Origin of the sequence: Roseovarius faecimaris, from assembly GCF_009762325.1 — a bacterium.
Taxonomy (GTDB): domain Bacteria; phylum Pseudomonadota; class Alphaproteobacteria; order Rhodobacterales; family Rhodobacteraceae; genus Roseovarius; species Roseovarius faecimaris.
The window spans coordinates 1,377,806-1,399,781 of the sequence record NZ_CP034348.1 but is presented as its reverse complement, the minus strand read 5'-3'; the positions used below and the strand labels follow the sequence as shown (position 1 = coordinate 1,399,781).

16 protein-coding genes are annotated in these 21,976 nt (G+C 64.0%); 6 read left to right on the top strand and 10 right to left on the bottom strand.

Translation table 11 applies throughout. The annotated features are described in order from the left end of the window. Positions 1-3: 3 nt before the first annotated feature. The 4 genes from argC to EI983_RS07280 form a co-directional block, all read right to left on the bottom strand. Entirely contained in the window at positions 4-1,032 is a 1,029-nt protein-coding gene (gene argC, locus EI983_RS07295; protein WP_157706718.1) for an N-acetyl-gamma-glutamyl-phosphate reductase, read from the bottom strand. A 134-nt stretch (positions 1,033-1,166) separates the two neighbouring features. Continuing rightward, the gene (locus EI983_RS07290; RefSeq protein WP_157706717.1) at positions 1,167-1,979 is read right to left on the bottom strand and encodes a glutamate racemase; all 813 of its coding nucleotides are present in this window, start codon (positions 1,977-1,979) and stop codon (positions 1,167-1,169) included. Between the two features lie 19 nt (positions 1,980-1,998). Further along, positions 1,999-2,859: a lysophospholipid acyltransferase family protein gene (locus EI983_RS07285; RefSeq protein ID WP_198389392.1), complete on the bottom strand. Its 861-nt coding sequence runs from the start codon at positions 2,857-2,859 to the stop codon at positions 1,999-2,001. Between the two features lie 79 nt (positions 2,860-2,938). Next, complete coding sequence (locus EI983_RS07280; protein ID WP_157706715.1) at positions 2,939-6,355, bottom strand: indolepyruvate ferredoxin oxidoreductase family protein; 3,417 nt, start codon at positions 6,353-6,355, stop codon at positions 2,939-2,941. A 155-nt stretch (positions 6,356-6,510) separates the two neighbouring features. Between EI983_RS07280 and EI983_RS07275 the strand changes: the two genes are divergently transcribed. Continuing rightward, a complete protein-coding gene (locus EI983_RS07275) occupies positions 6,511-7,428 on the top strand; it encodes a LysR family transcriptional regulator (RefSeq protein WP_157709018.1) in 918 nt (305 codons plus the stop codon). Positions 7,429-7,620: 192 nt separating this feature from the next. Next, positions 7,621-8,076, top strand: coding sequence for a GNAT family N-acetyltransferase (locus EI983_RS07270; RefSeq protein ID WP_157706714.1), 456 nt, complete (start codon positions 7,621-7,623; stop codon positions 8,074-8,076). A gap of 41 nt (positions 8,077-8,117) precedes the next feature. On the opposite strand, the gene EI983_RS07265 is transcribed toward EI983_RS07270, so the two are convergent. Beyond that, a complete protein-coding gene (locus EI983_RS07265; protein ID WP_157706713.1) occupies positions 8,118-9,248 on the bottom strand; it encodes a M24 family metallopeptidase in 1,131 nt (376 codons plus the stop codon). Beyond that, complete coding sequence (locus EI983_RS07260; protein WP_157706712.1) at positions 9,245-10,276, bottom strand: pyridoxal-phosphate dependent enzyme; 1,032 nt, start codon at positions 10,274-10,276, stop codon at positions 9,245-9,247. The genes EI983_RS07265 and EI983_RS07260 overlap by 4 nt, the downstream gene beginning before the upstream one ends. A 181-nt stretch (positions 10,277-10,457) precedes the next feature. On the opposite strand from EI983_RS07260, the gene purL reads away from it, so the two are divergent. The 3 genes from purL to grxD all read left to right on the top strand — a co-directional run bounded on the left by purL (position 10,458) and on the right by grxD (position 13,398). Continuing rightward, a complete protein-coding gene (gene purL / locus EI983_RS07255; protein ID WP_157706711.1) occupies positions 10,458-12,626 on the top strand; it encodes a phosphoribosylformylglycinamidine synthase subunit PurL in 2,169 nt (722 codons plus the stop codon). 139 nt (positions 12,627-12,765) lie between these two features. Next, positions 12,766-13,002, top strand: coding sequence for a BolA family protein (locus EI983_RS07250; protein WP_157706710.1), 237 nt, complete (start codon positions 12,766-12,768; stop codon positions 13,000-13,002). A 33-nt stretch (positions 13,003-13,035) separates the two neighbouring features. Further along, the gene (gene grxD / locus EI983_RS07245; RefSeq protein ID WP_157706709.1) at positions 13,036-13,398 is read left to right on the top strand and encodes a Grx4 family monothiol glutaredoxin; all 363 of its coding nucleotides are present in this window, start codon (positions 13,036-13,038) and stop codon (positions 13,396-13,398) included. Between the two features lie 19 nt (positions 13,399-13,417). Here the strand turns inward: grxD and EI983_RS07240 are convergent, their stop codons facing one another. After that, positions 13,418-14,914 carry an FAD-dependent oxidoreductase gene (locus EI983_RS07240; RefSeq protein WP_198389391.1) on the bottom strand — a complete coding sequence of 499 codons (1,497 nt, stop codon included), beginning with the start codon at positions 14,912-14,914 and terminating at the stop codon, positions 13,418-13,420. A gap of 192 nt (positions 14,915-15,106) precedes the next feature. Then, entirely contained in the window at positions 15,107-17,581 is a 2,475-nt protein-coding gene (locus EI983_RS07235; RefSeq protein ID WP_157706707.1) for a penicillin acylase family protein, read from the bottom strand. A gap of 85 nt (positions 17,582-17,666) precedes the next feature. Here EI983_RS07235 and EI983_RS07230 point away from each other — a divergent pair, with 85 nt between their 5' ends. Next, entirely contained in the window at positions 17,667-18,545 is an 879-nt protein-coding gene (locus EI983_RS07230; RefSeq protein ID WP_157706706.1) for an NAD(P)-dependent oxidoreductase, read from the top strand. Positions 18,546-18,711: 166 nt separating this feature from the next. Here the strand turns inward: EI983_RS07230 and EI983_RS07225 are convergent, their stop codons facing one another. After that, positions 18,712-19,500, bottom strand: a complete 789-nt coding sequence (locus tag EI983_RS07225) for an FAD binding domain-containing protein (RefSeq protein ID WP_157706705.1) — start codon at positions 19,498-19,500, stop codon at positions 18,712-18,714. A gap of 11 nt (positions 19,501-19,511) precedes the next feature. After that, a complete protein-coding gene (locus EI983_RS07220; protein ID WP_157706704.1) occupies positions 19,512-21,887 on the bottom strand; it encodes a xanthine dehydrogenase family protein molybdopterin-binding subunit in 2,376 nt (791 codons plus the stop codon). Positions 21,888-21,976: the final 89 nt, after the last annotated feature.

Sequence of the window (21,976 nt, the reverse complement as noted above, 5' to 3'; positions counted from 1 at the left end):
ACCTCACGGAAATACGGGGGCCAGCATCAGCCCCTCGGTCTCGTCCAGACCTAACATCAGATTGGCGTTCTGCAAGGCCTGCCCGGACGACCCCTTGGTCAGGTTGTCCAGTGCCGCGATCACGATGGCCCGGCCCGGAATACGGTCCGCCGATACGCCGATATGGCAGAAATTCGAGCCCCGGATATGCCGTGTGCTGGGGGTCTCACCCATGGGCAGCAGCTCGATAAAGGGCTCTTGCGCATAGGCGTTGCTCAACGCGCCATAAATGGCCTCCGGATCACCCTTCACATAGCCCGTGGCCAGAATCCCGCGATTGGCCGGGATCAGATGCGGCGTGAACTGGATGCGCACCTCGCGGCCCGCAATCGCGCTGAACTCCTGGTCGAACTCGCCCAGATGCCGGTGCGTGCCGCCCACTGCATAGGCGTGATAGCCCTCGGACAGCTCAGCATGCAGCAGGTTCTCCTTCAGGCTGCGACCCGCGCCCGACACGCCACATTTCAGATCGAGGATGATATCGTCGAGGTCGATCACCCCCGCCTCGATCAGCGGGCGCAAGACATACTGCCCCGTCGCCGCGTTGCAGCCCGTGCCCGCCACCAGCCGCGCGCCCCGGATCGCCTCACGGTAAAACTCCGTCAGGCCATAGACCGCCTCGCCCTGCATATCGACGGCCGCATGCGGGTTGCCATACCATTTCTGATAGGCCTCCGGATCGCGCAGACGGAAATCGGCGCTTAGGTCCACAATCTTCAGATCGCGCGGCAAGGCCGAGATCACCTCCTGGCTGGTCTTGTGCGGCAAGGCACAGAAACACAGGTCGATCCCGGAAAAGTCGATCTCGTCGATGGTGACAAGATCCGGCAGATCCAGATGCCGCAGATGCGGAAAGGCCTGTGCCATGGGCTGCCCGGCCTTGGAATTGGCAGCAAGGGCTTTGATGGTCATGCCGGGATGGGTGGCGATAAGCCGGACAAGCTCGGCACCGGTATAGCCGGAGGCGCCAAGAATGGCGATGGAATGGGTCATGATCGGTCTCGTCAAAAGATGTTGGAACAGGGTCTAGGGGCAAATCAGGCGCGCTGCAATGCGACGCGTCGGCTCATCCGCCCTGACAGGCGGCCTCGCGAGGCGGGCACGCAAGGGCCCGAAGAGCGGATGCGTCAGGCCGCCTCGAAACTGATTTGTCGTCGCATGAATTGCGTGGCGCGGTCCGACACACGGCGCGGATCGCCCGTGGTGATATATTTCGCCTCTGTGCCCTGCCCCAACATGCCCGGATGCCGCGTGAGGTAATCGGCAAGGCTCTCGGCCACCAGGCTGGCCTGGGAAAACACCTTCACTCCTGCGCCAAGAGCGGCCTGAAACACTTCTTCCATCAGCGGGTAGTGGGTGCAGCCCAGCACCGCCGCCTGCGGCTCGGGCATCTTGCGCTTGAGCGCTTCCACATGGCTGCGCACCAGCGCCTCGGCGAGGATCATGTCCCCCTCCTCGATCGCATCCACCACGCCGCCGCAGGCCTGCGCCTCCACATCCACGCCGATCGCGCGAAACGCCAGTTCGCGCTGAAACGCCCGGCTCGACACCGTGGCAGGTGTGGCAAAGAGCGCCACATGCTTCACCGCCACTTCGCGCGGCGGAGAATTGTCGCCCCATTGCCGCTCGGTCAGCGCCTCGATCATCGGCACGAACACGCCCAGCACCCGCTTGTCCGTCGGCACGAAGCTTTCCTGCATCCGCCGCAGGGCTGCCGCCGAGGCGGTGTTGCAGGCCAGGATCACCAGGTCACAGCCCTCGTCCCAGAGCCGTTCGACCGCCGCACAGGTCAGCCGGAAAATGTCATCCGCGTCGCGCACCCCGTAAGGGGCATGGGCGCTGTCGGCCATATAGACAAACGGCACCTCCGGCAGGCGCGCCTGCACCGCCTCCAGCACCGTCAGCCCGCCAAGGCCGCTGTCAAAAATCCCCACTGCCATAATGCCCGCGCCTCACGCGTCAGTTGAATTCATAGCCGAGCGCATCCGCGTCAATCGGCGTCTGAGACAGCTCATACGTCTTGCGGCGCAGAAACTCCATAAGGGATTTCGAATCGCCGTTATGTCCGCGCAGCGCCTCCTGTCCGATGGGGGCGCCGATGGCCACGCGCACCGGGGCATCGACCCTGCGCCCGAATTCCTTGATCAACAGCCCGAGCCGCAGCGTGACATGCACATGGCTTGCCCACTGAAACAGCCGACTGCATTCGCCCTCGAAGAAAATCGGCACCACGGTTGCGCCCGACCGCTTCACCATGCGCGCGGTAAATCCGCGCCAGGCGGGATCCATCGGGCGGGCCATCGGCGTGGCCGCCGTGCTGACCGTCCCACCCGGAAAGATGCCAATCGCCCCACCCTGCGCCAGCGTGTCCAGGGCCGTTTTGCGGGTGGCCAGGTTCAGCGCCACCGCCGCTTTCGTTTCTTCGAAGCTGATCGGCAGGACCACGTCGTTCAGCGCCTCGGCCTGCTGAAATACGCTATTGGCCAGGATGCGGAATTCGCCGCGCGTCTCGCGCAGGATGTGGCCCATCATCAGACCGTCCAGAATGCCATACGGGTGATTGGCCACGAGGATCAGCGGGCCATCCTTCGGGATATTCGAGAGACTGCCGCGCGTCACCTCCAGGCTCAGCCCGTAGCGCGCCGCCATCACCTCCCAGAAATCGCGGCCCTCTGCCACCTCTCGCTCATAGCCTTCGGCGCGCCTGATCAGCCGCATCCGCCCCGAGAGCGTCTCCATCGTACGGATGACCGCCCGACCGCCCCGCGTCCGCGCGGAACTGGCATAGCTGATATCGCGCGCCACCTGTGCCTGCCGCATGAGATCCACCCTCGATTCGCCTTTTGCGGGTGTTCTGGCACAGATGTTGCGGAAAATCTGTAAAGCTTGCGTGACCGCTTCACTCTGCCGCTTGTGCCGGGGCCTGTCCGCCCGTGCGGATCGCCGCCAGAAGCTCCTCGCGCCGCTTCGCCGCCTTGGCCTCATGGGCCGATTTGACCGGCCCGAATCCCCTGATTTGCAGGGGCAATTCGGCAAGTGCCACGATCGGCTCCCGGGTGGCTTCGCTCAGTTTCGGCAGCACTTCCGCCATATCCGCCTCATATTGCCGGATCAGCGCGCGCTCCATCTTGCGTTCGGAGGTGTAGCCGAAGATATCCAGCGGCGTGCCGCGCAGGCGCTTCATCTTTGTCAGCATCCGCATCGGCCGCTCGATCCACGGCCCGAACCGGCGCTTTTTCGGCCGCCCGTCCGGCCCCTTGCCGCCCAGCAGAGGCGGCGCGAGGTGGAAGGACATCCGGAAATCGCCGTCAAACTCCGCGCGCGCCTTTTCGCGGCTGCTCAGCAAAAGCCGCGCCACCTCATATTCATCCTTATAGGCCAGGAGCTTGTGATACCCCTTCGCCACGGCCTCGCGCACGGCCTCATCGGCAATTCCGTCCACCAGTTTGCGATAGCGTCTGGCCAGACGTTTGCTTTGATAGGCGATCAGATGCGCCTCGCGAAAGGCGATGACCTCGCCCACCGTCTTGGGCAGGGTGACCACATTCGGCGTGATCAGCTTCGCCGCCTCCTCAGGATGTATCATCGCCCAGCGGCCGATCTCGAAAGCGCGCAGGTTGCGCGCCACCGCGGCACCATTCAGTTCGATCGCCTGCGCGATGGCCTCATGGCTGAGCGGCACCAGCCCCTTCTGCCAGGCCGCGCCAAAGATCATCATGTTGGAGAAAATGGAATCGCCAAGGGTCGCCTTGGCCAGCTTCATCGCATCGAACAGTTGCACATCGTCGCGCAGCCGTGCCTGCAATGCCAGTTCCAGCCGGTCAAAGGGCAATCTGAACTCTGCATCCCGGGTGAAATCGCCGGTGATCACCTGATGGGAATTGACCACGGCCCCCGTGCGCCCTGCGCGGGTCAGCCCCAGCGTCTTGGCCCCGGCGCTGACCACCAGATCGCCCCCGATCAGCGCATCGCACTCGCCCGTGGCCACGCGTATGGCGCTGATATCCTCGGGTCGCTCGGCCAGACGGCAATGGATATGCACCGCACCGCCCTTCTGCGCGAGGCCCGCCATCTCCATCATCCCGGCGCCTTTGCCATCAAGCTGTGCGGCCTGCGCCATCACCGCGCCGATGGTCACCACACCTGTGCCACCAACCCCGGTGATCACCACGTTATAGGTGCCGTCAATCGCGGGCAGCTTCGGCTCTGGCAGGTCCGGCAGGTCGATCTCGGTCGCCGCCTCTTTGCGGATCGTCGCCCCCTCCAGCGTGAGGAACGACGGGCAAAACCCTTTCAGACAAGAGAAATCCTTGTTGCAGCTTGACTGGTCTATCGCGCGTTTGCGGCCCAGCTCCGTCTCGACCGGCACAATGGACACGCAATTCGACTGGACCCCGCAATCGCCGCAGCCTTCGCAGACATCCGTGTTGATAAAGACGCGCTTGTCCGGGTCCGGGAACGTCCCGCGCTTGCGGCGGCGGCGCTTCTCGGCGGCGCAGGTCTGAATATAGACGATGGCCGACACACCTTCGATCTTCTCGAACCGTTCCTGCACCGCCATCAGATCGGATCGTTCAAACATTTCAACGCCCTGCGGGAAGGACTTCGTGTCGACATCTTCCTTTTCGTCATACACCACGGCGATATGCTTCACCCCCATCGCCTTCAGCTCGGCGGCAATGCGCGGCGCATCCAGCCCACCCTCATTGGCCTGCCCGCCGGTCATGGCCACGGCATCGTTATAGAGGATCTTGTAGGTCATCGTCGTGCCCGCCGCGAGGGCGGCACGAATGGCCTGCACGCCGGAATGGTTATAGGTCCCGTCACCGAGGTTCTGGAAGATATGCTTGCGGGTGGAAAACGGCGCCTCACCGATCCAGTTCGCCCCTTCGCCGCCCATATGGGTGAAGCCGGTCGTCTCCCGGTCCATCCACTGCACCATGTAGTGACAGCCGATCCCGGCATAGGCCCGCGCCCCCTCGGGCAGTTTGGTCGAACTGTTATGCGGACAGCCCGAGCAGAAATAGGGCAGCCGCGCCGCGATCTCCTCGGCATTGTCGGCTTTTGACGCGTCTTCAAGGGTTTGCAGGCCGGACTTCACGCGCTCCGTGCCGCGCCCTTCCTCGATCAGGATCTCGCCCAGCTTGCGTGCGATCCAGATCGGATCAAGCGCGCCGCGGGTCGGAAAAAGCTCATCGCGGTGCAGCGCGCCGGCGCCGCCCTTGTACCAGCCATAGACGCGGTACCGGTTGTCATCGAACAGGGCTTCCTTGATCTGGATCTCAATGAGCTTGCGCTTTTCTTCCACGACAACGATCAGCTCCAGCCCCTCGGCCCACTCGTGAAACCCTTTCATGTCCAGCGGAAAAACCTGCCCCACCTTGTAAGTGGTGATCCCCAGCCGCTCCGCCTCGGCCTCGTCTATGCCCAGAAGGCTCAGCGCATGCACCAGGTCGAGCCAGTTCTTGCCCGCCGAGACAAAGCCGATCTTGGCCCCCGGCTTGCCATGCACCCGCTTGTCGATCCGGTTGGCATGGGCAAAGGCTTCGGCGGCGAAACGTTTGTAGTCGATCACCCGCGCTTCCTGCGCATGGGGGGTGTCGCCCAGCCGGATATTCAGCCCGCCTTCGGGCATGTCGAACTCGGGCAGCACCACCTGCATCCGGTCCGGGCGGCCATCGACCACCGCCGTGGCCTCTACCGTGTCCTTCATCGTCTTGAGGCCGACCCAACAGCCCGAAAACCGGCTCAGCGCATAGCCGTATATGCCGTAATCGAGGATTTCCTGCACACCCGCGGGCGAAACGACGGGCATATAGGCATCCACCAGCGCCCATTCGGACTGGTGCAGCACGGTCGAGCTTTCGCCGGTATGGTCATCGCCCATCGCCATGAGCACGCCACCATGTTTCGACGTGCCCGCCATATTGGCATGCCGCATCACATCGCCCGAGCGGTCCACCCCCGGCCCCTTGCCATACCACAGGCCAAAGACGCCATCATACTTGCCCTCGCCGCGAAGCTCCGCCTGCTGGCTGCCCCAAAGGGCGGTGGCGGCCAGATCCTCGTTCAGACCTTCCTCAAAGCGCACATTCGCCTCTTTCAGGAACCGCTCGGCCCGGCGCATCTGCATATCCACGGCACCCAGGGGCGAGCCGCGATAACCGGTGCAATAGCCCGCCGTATTCAGCCCCGCCGCCTTGTCGCGCGCCGCCTGCATCAGCATCAGCCGCACAAGCGCCTGCGTCCCGTTCAGCAGGACAGGCGATTTTTCCAGATCGAAGCGGTCGTTGAGTGAAACCTTGGCCGTGCTCATGAGCGCCCTCCCCAGGCTTTAGTATAGCGCCTAATATAGGTCACATTTACTGACCTACCAAGAAAAATCTTGCCCAATCGCCGCTCTGCCGGGTGCAAGTCGGGGCGAGGTTTGCTATTCCAAAATCAATGCGGCCAGGGAACGAAAGTTATCAGATGGATTGGGACAAGCTCAGGATATTTCACGCGGTCGCCGATGCGGGCTCTCTCACCCATGCGGGCGATACGCTGCATTTGTCGCAATCGGCGGTCAGCCGCCAGATCAGGGCGCTCGAAGAGGCGCTCAACGCCACCCTCTTTCACCGCCATGCCCGCGGACTGATTCTCACCGAACAGGGCGAACTTCTGTTTGACGCCACCCGCGCGATGATGAAACGGCTGGACGCCGCCACCGCGCGCATCCGCGACAGCGAGGAAGAGGTGTTCGGCGAGTTGCGCGTGACCACCACCATCGGCTTCGGCACGCTCTGGCTGGCCCCGCGCCTGCCGCATCTCTACGAGAAATACCCCGACCTCAAGATCGACCTCATGCTCGAAGAGCGCGTGCTCGATCTGCCCATGCGTGAGGCCGACGTGGCCATCCGAATGAAAGAACCCAGCCAGGCCGACCTGATCCGCAAGCGGCTGATGACAATCCACATGCGGCTCTATGCAACGCATGCGTATCTTGCCAAGCGCGGCACGCCGCAAACGGTTGCCGATCTCTCCGAACACCGGCTGATCTGCCAGAATCCGCGCTCGGCCCAGGTCGGGGTCGGCGCCACGATGGTCAATGAGCTTCTGGCCAATGACGTCCCGCCGCTTCTGACGGTCAACAACTACTATGGCGTGCTTCAGGGCGTGCTCAACAATCTTGGCATCGGGGTGCTGCCCGACTACGTGATCCGCGATTTCCCCGACCTCGTGCAGGTATTGCCGGAGGTGGAATCAGGCGAGGTGCCCGTGTTCCTCGCTTATCCAGAGGAATTGCGCCACTCCAAGCGCATCGCCGCCTTCCGCGATTTCGTCCAGGACGAGATCATTTCCTACCGGAAAAAGCAGCGAAAACTGGAAGGCAACCAGGCTCAGGACTGAGCCATGCAACAGGCGCATAGCGGCCATGCTGCACCTGCGGCATTCTGGCTATTGATCGGTTGGTCAAACCCGCCTAAATCCACTCGTGACGATGACGGCGCGAGCTGGTCATCATCATACCTCCCTGTTGGACTACGGCCGAGCTTAGCGCTCGGCCTTTTTTTTGGTCTGCGGGCTTGATACACCGCAATCATGACATCTGTATTGCGCCCGGCCCGGTCTGATGAGCTTGAAACCCTGAGCGCGCTTTGTCTGCGATCCAAGGCCTATTGGGGGTATGACGCGGCTTTCATGACCGCCTGCCGCGAAGAGCTGACCTTGCGCGACACGAAGGGCGTGATCGTGATCGAGGGCGACATCGAGGGCGGCACGGGCCCCCTCGGACTTGCACAGGTGCTGGTGACTGATGACATCGCCGATCTGGAACTGCTCTATGTGCATCCTGACGCGATCGGTCAGGGACTTGGTCGGCGCCTGTTTGACTGGTGCATGGCCGAGGCCAGGGCACAGGGCGCCACAAAACTTCATATCGAAGCCGACCCGCATGCCGCCGCCTTCTACGAGGCGATGGGCGCTGTCGAGGTCGGCCGCGCGCCATCCGGCTCCATCCCCGGCCGTTTCCTGCCCAGGCTCATCCGCCCGCTGTAGGGTGCGTGTTCACACGCACCTTGCACGGCCCCTCAACGCCCTCACAGCACAGGCAGTTCCGCGCCTGAAAACGGCGAGATCGCCCTTGGCGCGCCCTCGGTGATCACGATGTTTTCCTCATGCACCATGATCTTGCCCGGAACCACTTCAGTGCCCGGCTCCAGCGTGATCACCATGCCGGGGCGCAGCACCGTCTCATCCCGCGGCGTCAACGACAGCCCTTCGGTCAGTTGCATCCCCAGCGCATGGCCCAGCCGCCCGGCCTCCTCGCCGCCGCCCACAATATCGGCCATCGCCTTCCACAGATCACAGGCCCGCGCTCCGGGCCGGGCAATCCGGAATGCCGCGTCGGTGGCCTCGATCAGCCGCGCATGCGCCGCCTTCGCCGCGTCCGAGGCGCGCGTGATTGCAAAGTTGCGGTCGTAATCGTTGAAATACCCGTCCCAGATCGCGCCCGTGTCCACCATCATCACGTCGCCCGCCTCCAGCGGCGCATCCTTGGCGAGCGAGATCACATCGCCATAGCCATCCTGTTCGGCCCCGCCGGACATATATGGCACCCAGTCGGCCCCCTCCTCCAGCAAGAGCCGCTGAAAATCGCGGAACACCTGGGACAGAGCGACACCCTCGCCCGCGATCTCGCCCATGCGCGCAAAGGCCCGGCCCGCGATGGCGCAGGTATGGGTGATCTTTTCGATCTCCGCCTCGGATTTGATCGCCCGCAGGTCGGCCACGATCCCGGCATCATCCGTTATCTTGATCCCACTCATCGCCTTTACGCGTTCGAAATCGGCAAGCGGCATGCGCAGATGCGTCTCATATCCCGACGGCACCCCCACCGGCCCGCCCACATCCGTCAGCGTCTCGGCCAGAAGGCTCACCCCGTCATCGGCCAGGTTGGGCGCGGACCAGGTGCGGATATCCTCCACCCAGGTGGTGCCCATCAGGTAGGCCCCGATCGACGGGATCACCGCGATCGGCTTGCCCTCTGCAGGCACGATCAGGTGCCAGGGGCGGCTCGGGCTTTCCCAGAACCGCGTCAGAAACCCGGTGAAATAGCGCACATCCACCTCGGTTGTGAGCCACAGCGCGCCCAGGCCTTCCTCGGCCATGCGTGCCTGTGCGGCTCTTGTGCGGGCCCGGAACTCCGCCTCGGGAAAGCCGCGCATCATGCGTCCGCGCCTTCGCTGAGAATGCACAGCACGCGGGCGTCGGGATCGATCTTGATGATCCTGTGCGCCGCCAGCCCCGCGCCGCCGGATTCCGACGTCGCAAGCCCGCGCTCTGCCAGCAAGGGCAGCACCTCCGACGCCTCCGCCTCCGTGATCGTCACGAAGGCATCGGCATCCTGCGCCAGCCCCTTCAGAGCGATCAGCGACGGCTCCTTGCAATCTAGCCGCCCCATATTCGACACCGGCCCTTCCGTGACCACCGCCTTGCCCGCTTCAATGCTCGCCTGCAGCGCCGGGGCGGCCTCGGGTTCCACCACGATGATCTGCGGCGCGTCGCCCCAGACCTTCCGGAAATAGGCCGCGCAGGCCCCGGCCAGCCCGCCCACACCGGCCTGAAGATAGATATGCGTGGGCGGCTCGGGCATCTGCTCCGCCGCCTCTGCCGCCATGGCGAGATAGCCCTCCATCAGCCGGTGCGGCAGTTCGAAATAGCCGGGCCAGGAACTGTCTGATAACAGCGTCCAGCCATTGTCCACCGCCGCCTTTGCCGCCGCCGCCATGCTGGCCTCGTACTCGGCCCCCTCGCGCACGACCTCGGCGCCCTTCTCGCGCAGCCGCCGGGCAAAATCCTCCGGCACCGTCTCGGCCAGATAGACCACCGCCCGTGCGCCGAACACCCGTGCGCCCGCCGCCACCGACATGCCGTGATTGCCCGCACTCGCGGTCACATATGTCCGCCCCGAAAGCGCGGTCGCCAGGTCCCCGGCGCCTGTCTCCACCGCCTGATGGGCGATCACATAGGCCGCCCCCAGCGCCTTGAAACTGCCCAGCCCCATGCGCCCGCGTTCGTCCTTCACCCAGGTCCGTGCGCCAAACCCTTCGGCTTCCACCAGCGGCGTCGGCCCTGCCGCCGGGCATTGCCCCAGAAGGCGGCGCGGCGCGTCCGCATCCACACTCGGCCCCGGCACCCCGTCAAAAGACGGATCGGTCAGACCGGCCCCGCGCCATGGATTGGATAAGATATGCATGCGCCCCTCCCTGATGTCTGGTGCGACCCAATGCCTTTCACCTCTGCGGGTCAAGAGGGAAATCCCCCGCCCCCGCTTTCAGCGTTCCAAAAATACTCCCGCCGGAGGCGTTCCTCCCCCTTCCACAAGGCCAGACAATCGCCTAAAGAGCACCCACGCACGCCACGAGGGGAGCAGCCAGATGCAGGAACCGGCCATCACGCCCGAATTGATCGACGCGCATGGGCTCAAGCCCGACGAATACGAGCGCATTCTCGAGATCATCGGACGCGAGCCGACATTCACCGAGCTCGGCATCTTTTCGGCCATGTGGAACGAGCATTGCTCCTACAAATCCTCCAAGAAATGGCTGCGCACCCTGCCCACCGACGGCCCGCAAGTGATCTGCGGCCCCGGCGAGAATGCCGGCGTGGTGGATATCGGCGACGGGCAGGCCGTGATCTTCAAGATGGAGAGCCACAACCACCCTTCCTATATCGAGCCCTATCAGGGGGCGGCCACCGGCGTGGGCGGCATCCTGCGTGACGTCTTCACCATGGGCGCGCGGCCCATCGCCTCGATGAACTCGCTCAGCTTCGGTGAACCCGGCCACCACAAGACCCGCCAGCTTGTGCATGGCGTGGTCGAGGGCATCGGCGGCTATGGCAACAGCTTCGGCGTGCCCTGCGCGGGCGGTGAGGTCCGGTTTGACCCCGCCTATAACGGCAACTGCCTGGTGAACGCCTTTGCCGCCGGTCTCGCCGACAGTGACAAGATCTTCTACTCCGCCGCGTCCGGCGTGGGCATGCCGGTCGTCTATCTCGGGGCCAAGACGGGCCGCGACGGCGTTGGCGGGGCCACTATGGCCTCGGCCGAATTCGATGAAAGCATCGAGGAAAAACGCCCCACCGTGCAGGTCGGCGACCCCTTTACCGAAAAGCGCCTGATGGAGGCCACGCTGGAGCTGATGCAGACCGGCGCCGTGATCTCGATCCAGGACATGGGGGCGGCTGGCCTCACCTGCTCCGCCGTGGAGATGGGCGACAAGGGCGGCCTGGGCGTGAAGCTTCAGCTTGACGACGTGCCCCAGCGCGAAGAGGGCATGACCGCCTATGAAATGATGCTCTCCGAAAGCCAGGAACGCATGCTCATGGTGCTCAAGCCCGAGCTTGAGGCCGAAGCCCGCGCCGTGTTTGAAAAATGGGATCTCGATTTCGCCATCGTGGGCGAGACGATCGCTGAAGACCGCTTCCTGATCCTGCATGGTAACGAGGTCAAGGCCGACCTGCCGCTCGCCACGCTCTCGGGCAGCGCCCCCGAATATGACCGCCCCTGGAACGAGCCCGTGCCCGCGGCCCCGCTCGACCCGTCAAGCGTGCCTGCCGTGGACCCGATCGAGGGGCTGCGCGCGCTTATCGGCTCGGCCAATTATTCTTCCCGCCAATGGGTCTGGGAACAGTACGACACGATGGTCATGGCCGACAGCGCCCGCACGCCGGGGCAAGGTGCCGGGCTGATCCGCGTGCATGGCACGGACAAGCTCTTGGCCTTCACCTCGGACGTGACCCCGCGCTACGTCAAGGCCAACCCGGTCGAGGGTGGCAAACAGGCCGTGGCCGAGGCCTATCGCAACCTCAGTGCCCTCGGGGCCAAGCCGCTGGCCACCACCGACAACCTCAATTTCGGCAATCCCGAGAAGCCCGAGATCATGGGTCAGTTCGTCGGCGCGATCAAAGGCATCGGTGCTGCTGTGGCGGCCCTCGACATGCCCATCGTGTCGGGCAATGTCTCGCTCTATAACGAAACCGACGGGGCGGCGATCCTGCCCACGCCCACCATCGGCGCGGTGGGGCTTGTGGCCCATGCCGATCAGGCGATCACCGGCCAGGCCCGCGACGGGCATGTGGCGTTGCTGGTGGGGGAAACGGCGGGCCATCTGGGCCAGTCTGCCCTTCTGGCCGAGCATCTGGGTCGTAACGAAGGCGACGCGCCGCCGGTCGACCTGGAGGCCGAGAAGCGCCACGGCGAATTTATCCGCACCAATCACGCGCTCATCCGCGCCTGTACCGATCTCTCCGATGGCGGTCTGGCGCTGGCGGCGTTCGAGATGGCCGAGGCCGCAGGCGTCGGTGTCGAGCTCGACACAGCCGACACCGCCGAGCTTTTCGGCGAAGATCAGGGACGTTACCTCATCGCCTGCAACATGGATGCCGCCGAAGCGCTCATGGTCGCCGCAGGTCAGGCCGGTGTACCGATCCAGAGCGTCGGGCGCTTCACCGGCGACACGGTCGGCTTCGGCGGGCAATCCGCCCATCTGTCCGAGCTTTCCGCGCTCTTCCGCGGTCGGTTTGCCGAGATTTTCGACAGCTGAGTATCAGCGCCGCACGGCCTTTCCGGCCTGACCGCAGCCGGGTCGGACCGGAAAATGGACGATGCCAATTGCGCACATCTTGCACCAATGGCCCGTGCGGTCTACATCACAGGGCAAGACCCTTGAAGAGAGAGCTGCCATGCCCATGCACGCCCAGGAAATCGAAGACCTGATCCGCGCCGCCCTGCCCGATGCCAAGATCACCGTGGAAGGCGACGATGGTGTGCATTTCTCTGCCGAGGTGATCGACGAGAGCTTTCGCGGCATGAACCGGGTGCAGCAGCAGCGCGCCGTCTATGCCGCCCTGAAGGGAAAGATGGACGGCCCCAATGGCGATTTGCACGCCCTGGCGCTGACCACCAAGGCCCCCGACTGACCCCCGACGCGCGAATACGTAAGGACCAATATCATGACCGACGCCAAGACCCAGATCGAAGAAACCGTCAAAGCCAACGATGTGGTGCTTTACATGAAAGGCACCAAATCCATGCCGCAATGCGGGTTTTCCTCCCGCGTGGCGGGCGTGCTCAACTTCATGGGTGTGGACTATGCCGATGTGAACGTGCTGACCGATGACGCGATCCGTCAGGGCATCAAGGACTATTCCGACTGGCCCACCATCCCCCAGCTTTACGTCAAGGGTGAGTTTGTCGGTGGCTGCGATATCATCACCGAGATGACCCTCTCCGGGGAGCTGGACACCCTCTTTGACGAAAACGGCGTCGCCTATGACAAGGACGCCGCTGACAAGATCCGCGAAGCCAACGCCTGATCCTTGTCCCTGCGCCCCCTCACACGGGGGCGCAGCGGACCTCGAACCGGTCCGCCACCCGCTCTAGCACGCCGCGACAATGTGCGATATCCGCCTGGGCGGTGGATTTCATCCGGATCAGCCCGGCAATCCGCCGCGGCAGCGGATACCAGCGGTCAAAGTCCAGCGCACAGCGATCCAGCAGCATCATCGGCAATATCTGCACCGCGATCACCTGATTCATATAGGCCTGCGCCGACGATGCGCCGACCCATGCATTCCTGTTCCGCCGAAACAGCTCTTCCAGATCAAGGGTGTAAAACCCCGCATTGGCAAGTTGCCCGCGATAGAGCAGATGAGTTGCAAAAAATCCCGCCACGCTGGTCAGAAAATGAAACCCGTCCCGCGCATTGATGCTCATCACCGTGCCCTGCGGTGACAGAAACGGGTGCACATGGGCCTTCTCGGGCGACCGAAAGAAAGAGCCCGTGCAATTCACAAAGATACTGCCCGCAGGCACATCCACCCTCTGCCCGCCGCGCAGCCGCATCACCGGCGCCTCAGCAGGCCCCTCGACATCCTCAAGATAGCCGTCATGGCGCTGCGCCAGCCCCGCCTCTATCCGCGCGCGCTCCTCCTCGGATTGCAGGCCGTAGAGGAACACGCCGTTGGCGCTGTCGGGATCGCTCGAATGCTGGCGGCGGAAATGGTCGATCAGATGGTCCTCGTTCAGCCCGTCGAAAGTCAGCGCCAGATCGCGGAACAGACGCGAAATCAGCATTCCCGAGGTCCAGCGCTTCAACCCATTCGGCAAATACTTGGTCCGGTTGAGAAAATTCGTCCCGCGCCCGTTGATCAGCGTCACCTCCCGCTCGGGGTTTTCCGCCAGCGTGGCAAGGATCGTGTCCATCCCCGTCTTGCCGCCGCCGACCACGTAAACCGGGCGGCCGGGATGTGCCGCCAGCGTCTCAAGCAGATCCTGCGGCAGGATCGAGATCACATGTCCGTTGGAAAAGACAAGCGGTTCGGCAAGGCGGTAATCGAGGCCCGGCGCATGAATGGCACGCGTGGCCTGAACCGTCACGCTCTCCTCTGCGTCGCCATTGGCATGAAACGTCACCGCCGCGCGATACCCGTCCTCGGCGCGCATATCCTCACACCCCGTCACCGTATGGCCGAACCGCAGGTCAAGCTGTACCCTGTCGGCAATCGGGGCCAGAGCGCTGGCCAGGTGGTCGCGCACCTCGTCGCGTTTTGCCAGGTAGGACGGGGGCTTGTTCCATCCCCATTTCAGGTCGCCCACGGTGAACATGGGATGTGGCTGGTGCAGCCGCACGTAATCATAGGCGACATTCCACATGCCACCCGCCATGTCCTTCTGATCTATCAAAAGCACCCGTGCGCCCTTGGGCAGATACTCTGTCGCGGCATAAAGCGCGTTCAGCCCCGCCACGCCCGCCCCCACGACAACAAGATCGTAGAGATCGGCCAATTGTGCGGTTTCAGATGAATGCTTTGTATCAAAATGATCAAACACGCGCCTTGCCCCCCTCAAGTCACGGAATACGCAACGATAACATGATTTATGCCTGCCGGGGCAAGCCCTTTGTCTTTACTCGGCAAGGCCCGCCGACGGGCAAGACTGCGGTCAGCGCTGTCGGCCCCGACTTTGCTGGACAATGGCGGTCAAGGACATGGGCCAGACCTGTGTGCGGCTGGCTCGTGCCGCTCATTCGCCCACGGGTCTGAGCACGGTCACCCCGACCGCCGCCGCCCGCGCCAGATCCCGGTCGAGCGACATCGGAATGTATTCCCCGCGCCGCCAGAGCTGCGCCATGTCATCGTAATGACGGCTCAGGAAATGCCCCGATTGCCCGGTCGAGATGACAAAGACCGAACTGTCCGGATCAGCAAAATCATAGACCCCGCGATAGCCTGCGCCATGGACGTTCTCGAACGGGTTCGGCCCCTGCCCGCCCCTCGTGCGCCCGCGCAGCAGCGTGTTGTCGCCTCCGCTCGTGCTCTGCCGGATATTCACGAAATACCGTAGCACCGGCACTTCGCCCAGGACCTGATGATCATGCGTCGCCTGATGCGCATCGCCCCAGCGCAGGCTTTCCAAGGCTGTGCCATAGCGTTCCTCGATCCAGACCAACGCATCGTCCAGCGCCAGCCGCGCAATATCGACACAACTCTCGACCGGCGAGGATTGCCTGATGTCGCACCAGGCCGACGCTCCATCGACATCGCGGAACACCCTCTCGATGAACAGAGGATTCACATGATCGAACTCATTCGCCAGCGGGCCGATATCGTCGCGGATCAGACGATCCTGCAACGCCCTGAGCCAGGCGGCATAGATCAGCGGCTCGGGCAGATGCTCGTTCATCTCGCCGTTCCACTCCGAAAGCAGCACCAGCGCCCGCTGCCGCAGCCTCTCGGGCGTGCCATCGGGGGCCGCCTCCCCGGTGAACCACAGCTCGGCCCCGATCAGCGGCAAAAGCGACCGCGCCGTGAAGCTGACCGTGTCAAGCTGCGCCTCGATGAAGCTGTCGCGCGTATGCACCTGTCGGATCTGCATCAGCCGCCGCCAGCGATTCACCCGCTGGGTGTCACCCCAGACATGGCTCACATGCAGCGGAAAGGGCCGGTCCACGGTCTTGTTATTGGTGTTGCCCAGCAAACCGCCCACGGGCGCCACGAATTCCGGGTTCGCCGAATAGGCCAAAAGGCCCTGCCAGCGGTTTTCCTCGCGCCAGCCCAGGCTGGGCATCCGCCCTTCGGTCTGGTGGCGGGCATCGCGGCGCGGCATCGCCCCGATCAGCTTCATCGCGATCGTGTCCTGATCCACCACCGTCAGGTTCTGCGAAGGCGCGATGTATTGCTCGGCACTGGCCAGCGCCTCCGCCACGCTGTCGGCATACATCAGCCCGATCGCCGCGGACATGGTCGTGTCCTCCGGGTTCAGCGCTGTCCAGTTCAGTGCCGCCACATGGCCTGCCGGGGTCACCTCGGCCAGATCATAGTGCGAGCCCGGCAGGATCGGACCGTTGTCGGACCACCGCAGCGTCAGCGTGACCGGGTTCTGGTCCTTGATCTCGATGATCGACTTGCGCGTGACAAAAGGTTTGAAGCCGTCCGGCGTGCGGTATTCTTCGGGGTTGGCCGCGTTCAGCTCTTCCATGAACACGTCCTGGTCGTCCAGATAGGACGAGGTGATCCCCCAGCCAAGTTTCGCACTGCGCCCGACCATCACCGCGGGCACGCCGGGGATCGTGCCCCCGATGATCCCGCCGCTCTGCAATTCCATACGCGCCAGATACCAGATTGCCGGGGCCGAAAACCCGAGATGGGGATCATTGGCCAGCAGCGTGCCACCCGAGGCCGACCGTTTGGGCGCCGCCGCCCAGGCGTTGGACGCCCCCGCGAAGGCGCGTCGCTTGAACGGCGACAATGGCTCGCCCGACGGCTCTGCGCTTGCCACCTGACGACCCATCGGCGCGTCCATGAGGCTGGCGTAATCCGACAGCGCCGCGATGCCGCTGCCCGGCGCATCGGGCAGGATATCGGCCAACCGGGCCGGATCGGGCACCGCCAGCGATGTGCGCGCGCGCAAAACCTCGTGCTCAAGATGCCCCGAGAGTTGCACCGCCATCAGCTTGATGATCGCAATCGAATCCGCGGGTTGCCAGGGCGCGATCGGCGTGTTGAACAGAAACATCTCGGGTGCGCCACGCCCGAGGGCCTCGTCGTTGATCTCCTTGAGCCGCGCGTTGATACCCGCCGCATAGGCCTCGAGCGCCGCCATCGTGCGTGCGTCCTGCACCGCCACCGACTGCCGCGCCAGCCCGTACATATCCAGCCGCCGCAGCACCTTGTCGATCTCGATCGTGCGGGCGCCGAACACCTCCGACAGCCGCCCCTGCACCGTGCGGCGCAGCATCACCATCTGCCACAGCCGGTCCTGCGCATGCACATAGCCCAGGCCGAAAAAGACATCCTCATCCGCCTGCCCGAAGATATGCGGCACGTTGGAATTGTTGCGGATAATCTCCACCTGCGCCGAGATGCCCTCAACCGCCAGCGTCTTGGAATAGTCCGGCAACGAGCGCGAAAGCAGGAAATAGACCGCGCACACGGCCGCAACCGCCAGCAGGATCAACCCGCCAGTCGCCCGTATCAGCCATCTGAACAGCCCCGCCATCCGCGTCCGGCGTCCCTTTTCCCTTGCATCCTGTCGTGTCGATAGTCAGAAAACCGGAGCGAGACAATGGCAAGGAGACGGCACAATGGCAAAACTGGCATTTCTGGGCTTGGGCGTGATGGGCTACCCCATGGCGGGGCACCTTCAGGCCGCGGGGCATGAGGTCTGTGTCTATAACCGCACCGCCGCCAAAGCCGAGGCCTGGGTGGCTGAACACGGCGGCCGCCACGCCCTCACCCCGCGCGAGGCCGCCGAGGGCGCGGATTTCGTCATGGCCTGTGTCGGCAATGACGATGACCTGCGCTCGGTCTGCCTTGGCGATGACGGCGCCTTCGCCGGCATGGCGGCAGGGGCGATCTTCGTCGATCACACAACCGTATCCGAAAAGGTCACGCGCGAGCTTTACGCCGCCTCCAAATCGGCCGGTCTGAACTTTGTCGATGCGCCGATTTCCGGTGGCCAGGCCGGCGCGGAAAACGGCCAGCTCGGAATCATGTGCGGCGGTGACGAAGACGCCTACGCCGCCGCCGAGCCGATCATGAACATCTATGCCAAGATGTGCCGCCGCATCGGCGAAAGCGGCGCGGGCCAGCTGACCAAGATGTGCAACCAGATCGCTATCGCCGGGCTGGTCCAGGGCCTGTCAGAGGCGCTGCACTTCGCCGAGAAAGCCGGGCTCGACGGGCGCGACGTGGTGTCGGTGATCAGCCAGGGCGCGGCCGGCAGCTGGCAGATGTCGAACCGCTATGAGACCATGCTCGACGACCATTTCGACTATGGCTTTGCGGTGGACTGGATGCGCAAGGATCTGGGCATCTGCCTGTCCACGGCAAATGAGAACGGCGCCTCCCTGCCCGTCACGGCCCTGGTCGATCAGTTCTACAAGGACGTGCAGAAAATGGGCGGCGGTCGCTGGGACACCTCGAGCCTCTTCAAACGCCTGCGCAAACTCGACACCGCCTGAGCCTGCTCCTTCGATCGGAGTTGAGTATTTGAAGAACAATGAAAGCCCAGGCGCGCCCTGCCATTCATTGTTCCGAAAATACTCCCGCCGGAGGCGCTCCCCGGAATACCAAGGCGCGCGGCCCGATCAGGAGCCGCGCGCTTTTGTCTTTTTGACCTGAGTTCGCTCAGGCGGCGGCCACCGCCCGGCGGGTCATCACGCCCACCAGATGCGCGCGGTATTCGGATGAGCCGTGCAGGTCCGAGATCATCCCATCCGCGCCCGGGCTCATACCCTCCAGCGCCGACGCGGAAAAATCACCGTTCAGCGCCGCTTCGGCCTCGGCCCAGCGGAACACGCCCTCTTCCGACGCCCCGGTCACCGCCACGCGCACACCATCGGCGGTTTTGGCGACAAAGACCCCCACCAGCGCAAAGCGCGAGGCGGGTTGCTCGAACTTCATGTAGGCGGCCCGTTCCGGTACGGGGAATTTCACCTCGGTGATGATCTCGCCCTCGTCGAGCGCCGTGGTGAACATGCCCTGGAAATAGTCATCCGCCGCGATCTCGCGCGTGTTGGTGACCACTGTCGCCCCCGCGCCCAGAACGGCGGCGGGGTAGCAGGCCGACGGGTCGTTATTGGCCAGGCTTCCGCCGATCGTCCCGCGGTTGCGCACCGCCGGATCGCCGATATTGCCCGCAAGCCCCGCCAGCGCCGGGAAAGCCCCGGCGCCTGCGGCCACCTCGGCATGGGTTGTCGCCCCGCCGATACAGATCCGGCCCGCATCGTCCTGACAGATGCCGCGAATCTCGTCGATGCCGCCCAGACTCACCAGCCGCTCGGGGCTGGCCAGGCGCTGTTTCAGCGTCGGGATCAGGGTTTGTCCCCCACCCAGAGGCTGGCTTTCCACACTATCGCTCAGAAGCTTGACCGCATCGGCCACGGTGCTCGGGCGTTCGATATCAAATGCATACATCGTTTCTCTCCTTACCCTTGCCCCGAATTTTGCATGGCTTTCCAGACATTATGCGGCGTCACCGGCATATCGACGTGATCCACGGCAAAGCCACCCGACTTCAGCGCATCCACCACCGCGTTGACCACCGTGGGCGTCGAGCCGATGGCCCCCGCCTCACCACAGCCTTTCACCCCCAGGGGGTTGTGCGTACAGGGCGTGCCGTTGGAATGGTCGATCGAGAAGAACGGCACATCGTCGGCGCGCGGCATGGCGTAATCCATGTAGGATGCCGATAGAAGCTGACCGTTCTTGTCATAAACGCAGTTTTCCAAAAGCGCCTGCCCGATGCCTTGCGTAAGGCCCCCATGCACCTGCCCGTCCACGATCATCGGGTTGATCACATTGCCGAAATCATCGGCAGTGGTGAAGCGCTCGATCGTGACCTTGCCGGTGTCGGGGTCCACTTCGACCTCGCAGGCATAGGCGCCCGCGGGATAGGTGAAGTTGTTGGGGTCGTAGAAGGCGGTTTCCTCCAGCCCCGGCTCGACCTCTTCCAGCGGGTAGTTATGCGGCACATAGGCGGCCAGGGTCACATCGCCCCAGGCGACCGACTTGTCGGTGCCCGCGACAGAGAACTGCCCGTCCTTCAGCTCGATATCGGCCTCCGAGGCCTCCATCAGGTGCGCGGCGATCTTCTTGGCCTTGGCGATGATCTTCTCGGTGGCGCGCACCATGGCCGATCCGCCCACCGCGATGGAGCGCGAGCCATAGGTGCCCATGCCCATCGGTGTGTTGGCCGTGTCGCCATGTTCGATCTCGATCATGGACGGGTCGATCCCCAGCATATCGGCCACCACCTGCGGGAACACGGTTTCGTGCCCCTGCCCGTGGCTGTGACTGCCGGTCATGACGGTGATGCCGCCCGTGGCGTTGACCCGCACCGTGGCGCTTTCATAAAGCCCCGCGCGCGCACCAAGCTGACCCACCAGGTTCGACGGCGCGATGCCGCAGGCCTCGATGAAACAGTTGATGCCAAGGCCCCGCAGCTTGCCCTTGGCGCGGCTGGCCTCACGGCGTGCCTCGAAGCCGGGGAAATCGGCGCGGCTCTCCAGCTTGTCCATCAGCCGGTGGAAATCGCCCGAATCGTATTCCACGGCCACCGGGGTGGCATAGGGGAACTCGGTCACGAAATTCTGACGGCGCAGCGCAATCGGATCGACGCCCAGCTCACGCGCGGCCTTGTCGATCACGCGCTCCAGCTGATAGGTCGCCTCGGGCCGCCCGGCCCCGCGATAGGCATCGACCGGCACCGTGTTGGTAAAGACCGCCTTCACGTTCACATAGATGAGCGGGGTCTTATAGTTGCCAGCCATCAATGTACCGTGCAGCCAGGTCGGGATCGACGGCGCGAAGGTGCTCAGATAGGCACCCATATTCGCGTAAGTATCGGTGCGGATCGCGGTGAAGTTGTTCTCCGCGTCCAGCGCCAGCTCGATCTTGGTCACATGGTCGCGCGCCTGCGCGTCCGTGAGGAACGCCTCCGAGCGCGAGCAGGTCCATTTCACCGGGCGGTTCAGATCCTTCGCCGCATAGGTACAGAAGGCTTCCTCGGCATAGTGATAGATTTTCGAGCCGAACCCGCCGCCCACATCCGGGGCCACCACGCGAAGCTTGTGCTCGGGGATACCCAGCACGAAGGCGCCCATCAGCAGCCGGATCACATGCGGGTTCTGCGAAGTGGTGTAGAGCGTGCTGTCACCGCTGGCCCGGTTATAGTCGCCGATGGCCACGCGCGGCTCCATCGGGTTGGGCACCAGCCGGTTGTTGATCAGCTCGACACTGGTCACATGGGCGGCATTGCGGAATGCTTCGTCCACGGCCTCCTTGTTTTCCTCGACAAACCCCCAGTCAAAGCACAGGTTGTCCGCCAGGTCGTCATGCACCAGCGTCGCGCCGGGCTCCAGCGCGGCTTTCATGTCCACCACCGCGGGCAGTTCCTCGATGTCGAGGTCGATGGCCTCGGCGGCATCGCGCGCCTGTTCGCGGCTCTCGGCGACAATGGCACAGATCGGATCGCCCACATGGCGCACCTTGTCCTCTGCCAGGATCGGGTGGCGCGGTTCTTTCATGGGCTCACCGAAGCGGTCGGTCACCTGCCATCCGCAGGGGATCGACCCCGCGTCGCGGAAATTGTCGCCGGTGTAGATCTTCAGCACCCCCGGCATCGCCTCGGCGGCGGAGGTGTCGATCGAATTGATCCGCCCATGGGCCACATCCGAGCGCAGGAAATGCACATAGGCCTGTCCACGCATGTTGATGTCGTCGGTATAGTTCCCGGTCCCGGTCAGAAACCGGATATCCTCGCGCCGTTTCGGGCTGGCGCCGATGCCTCCATCTGCTGGCATGTTCTTCTCCCTAAAATCCGTTGCCGGTGCCGCTCATCCGGCTCTTTCGTGCCGGCCTCGCGAGGCGCGCACGCAAGAGCGCGACGAGC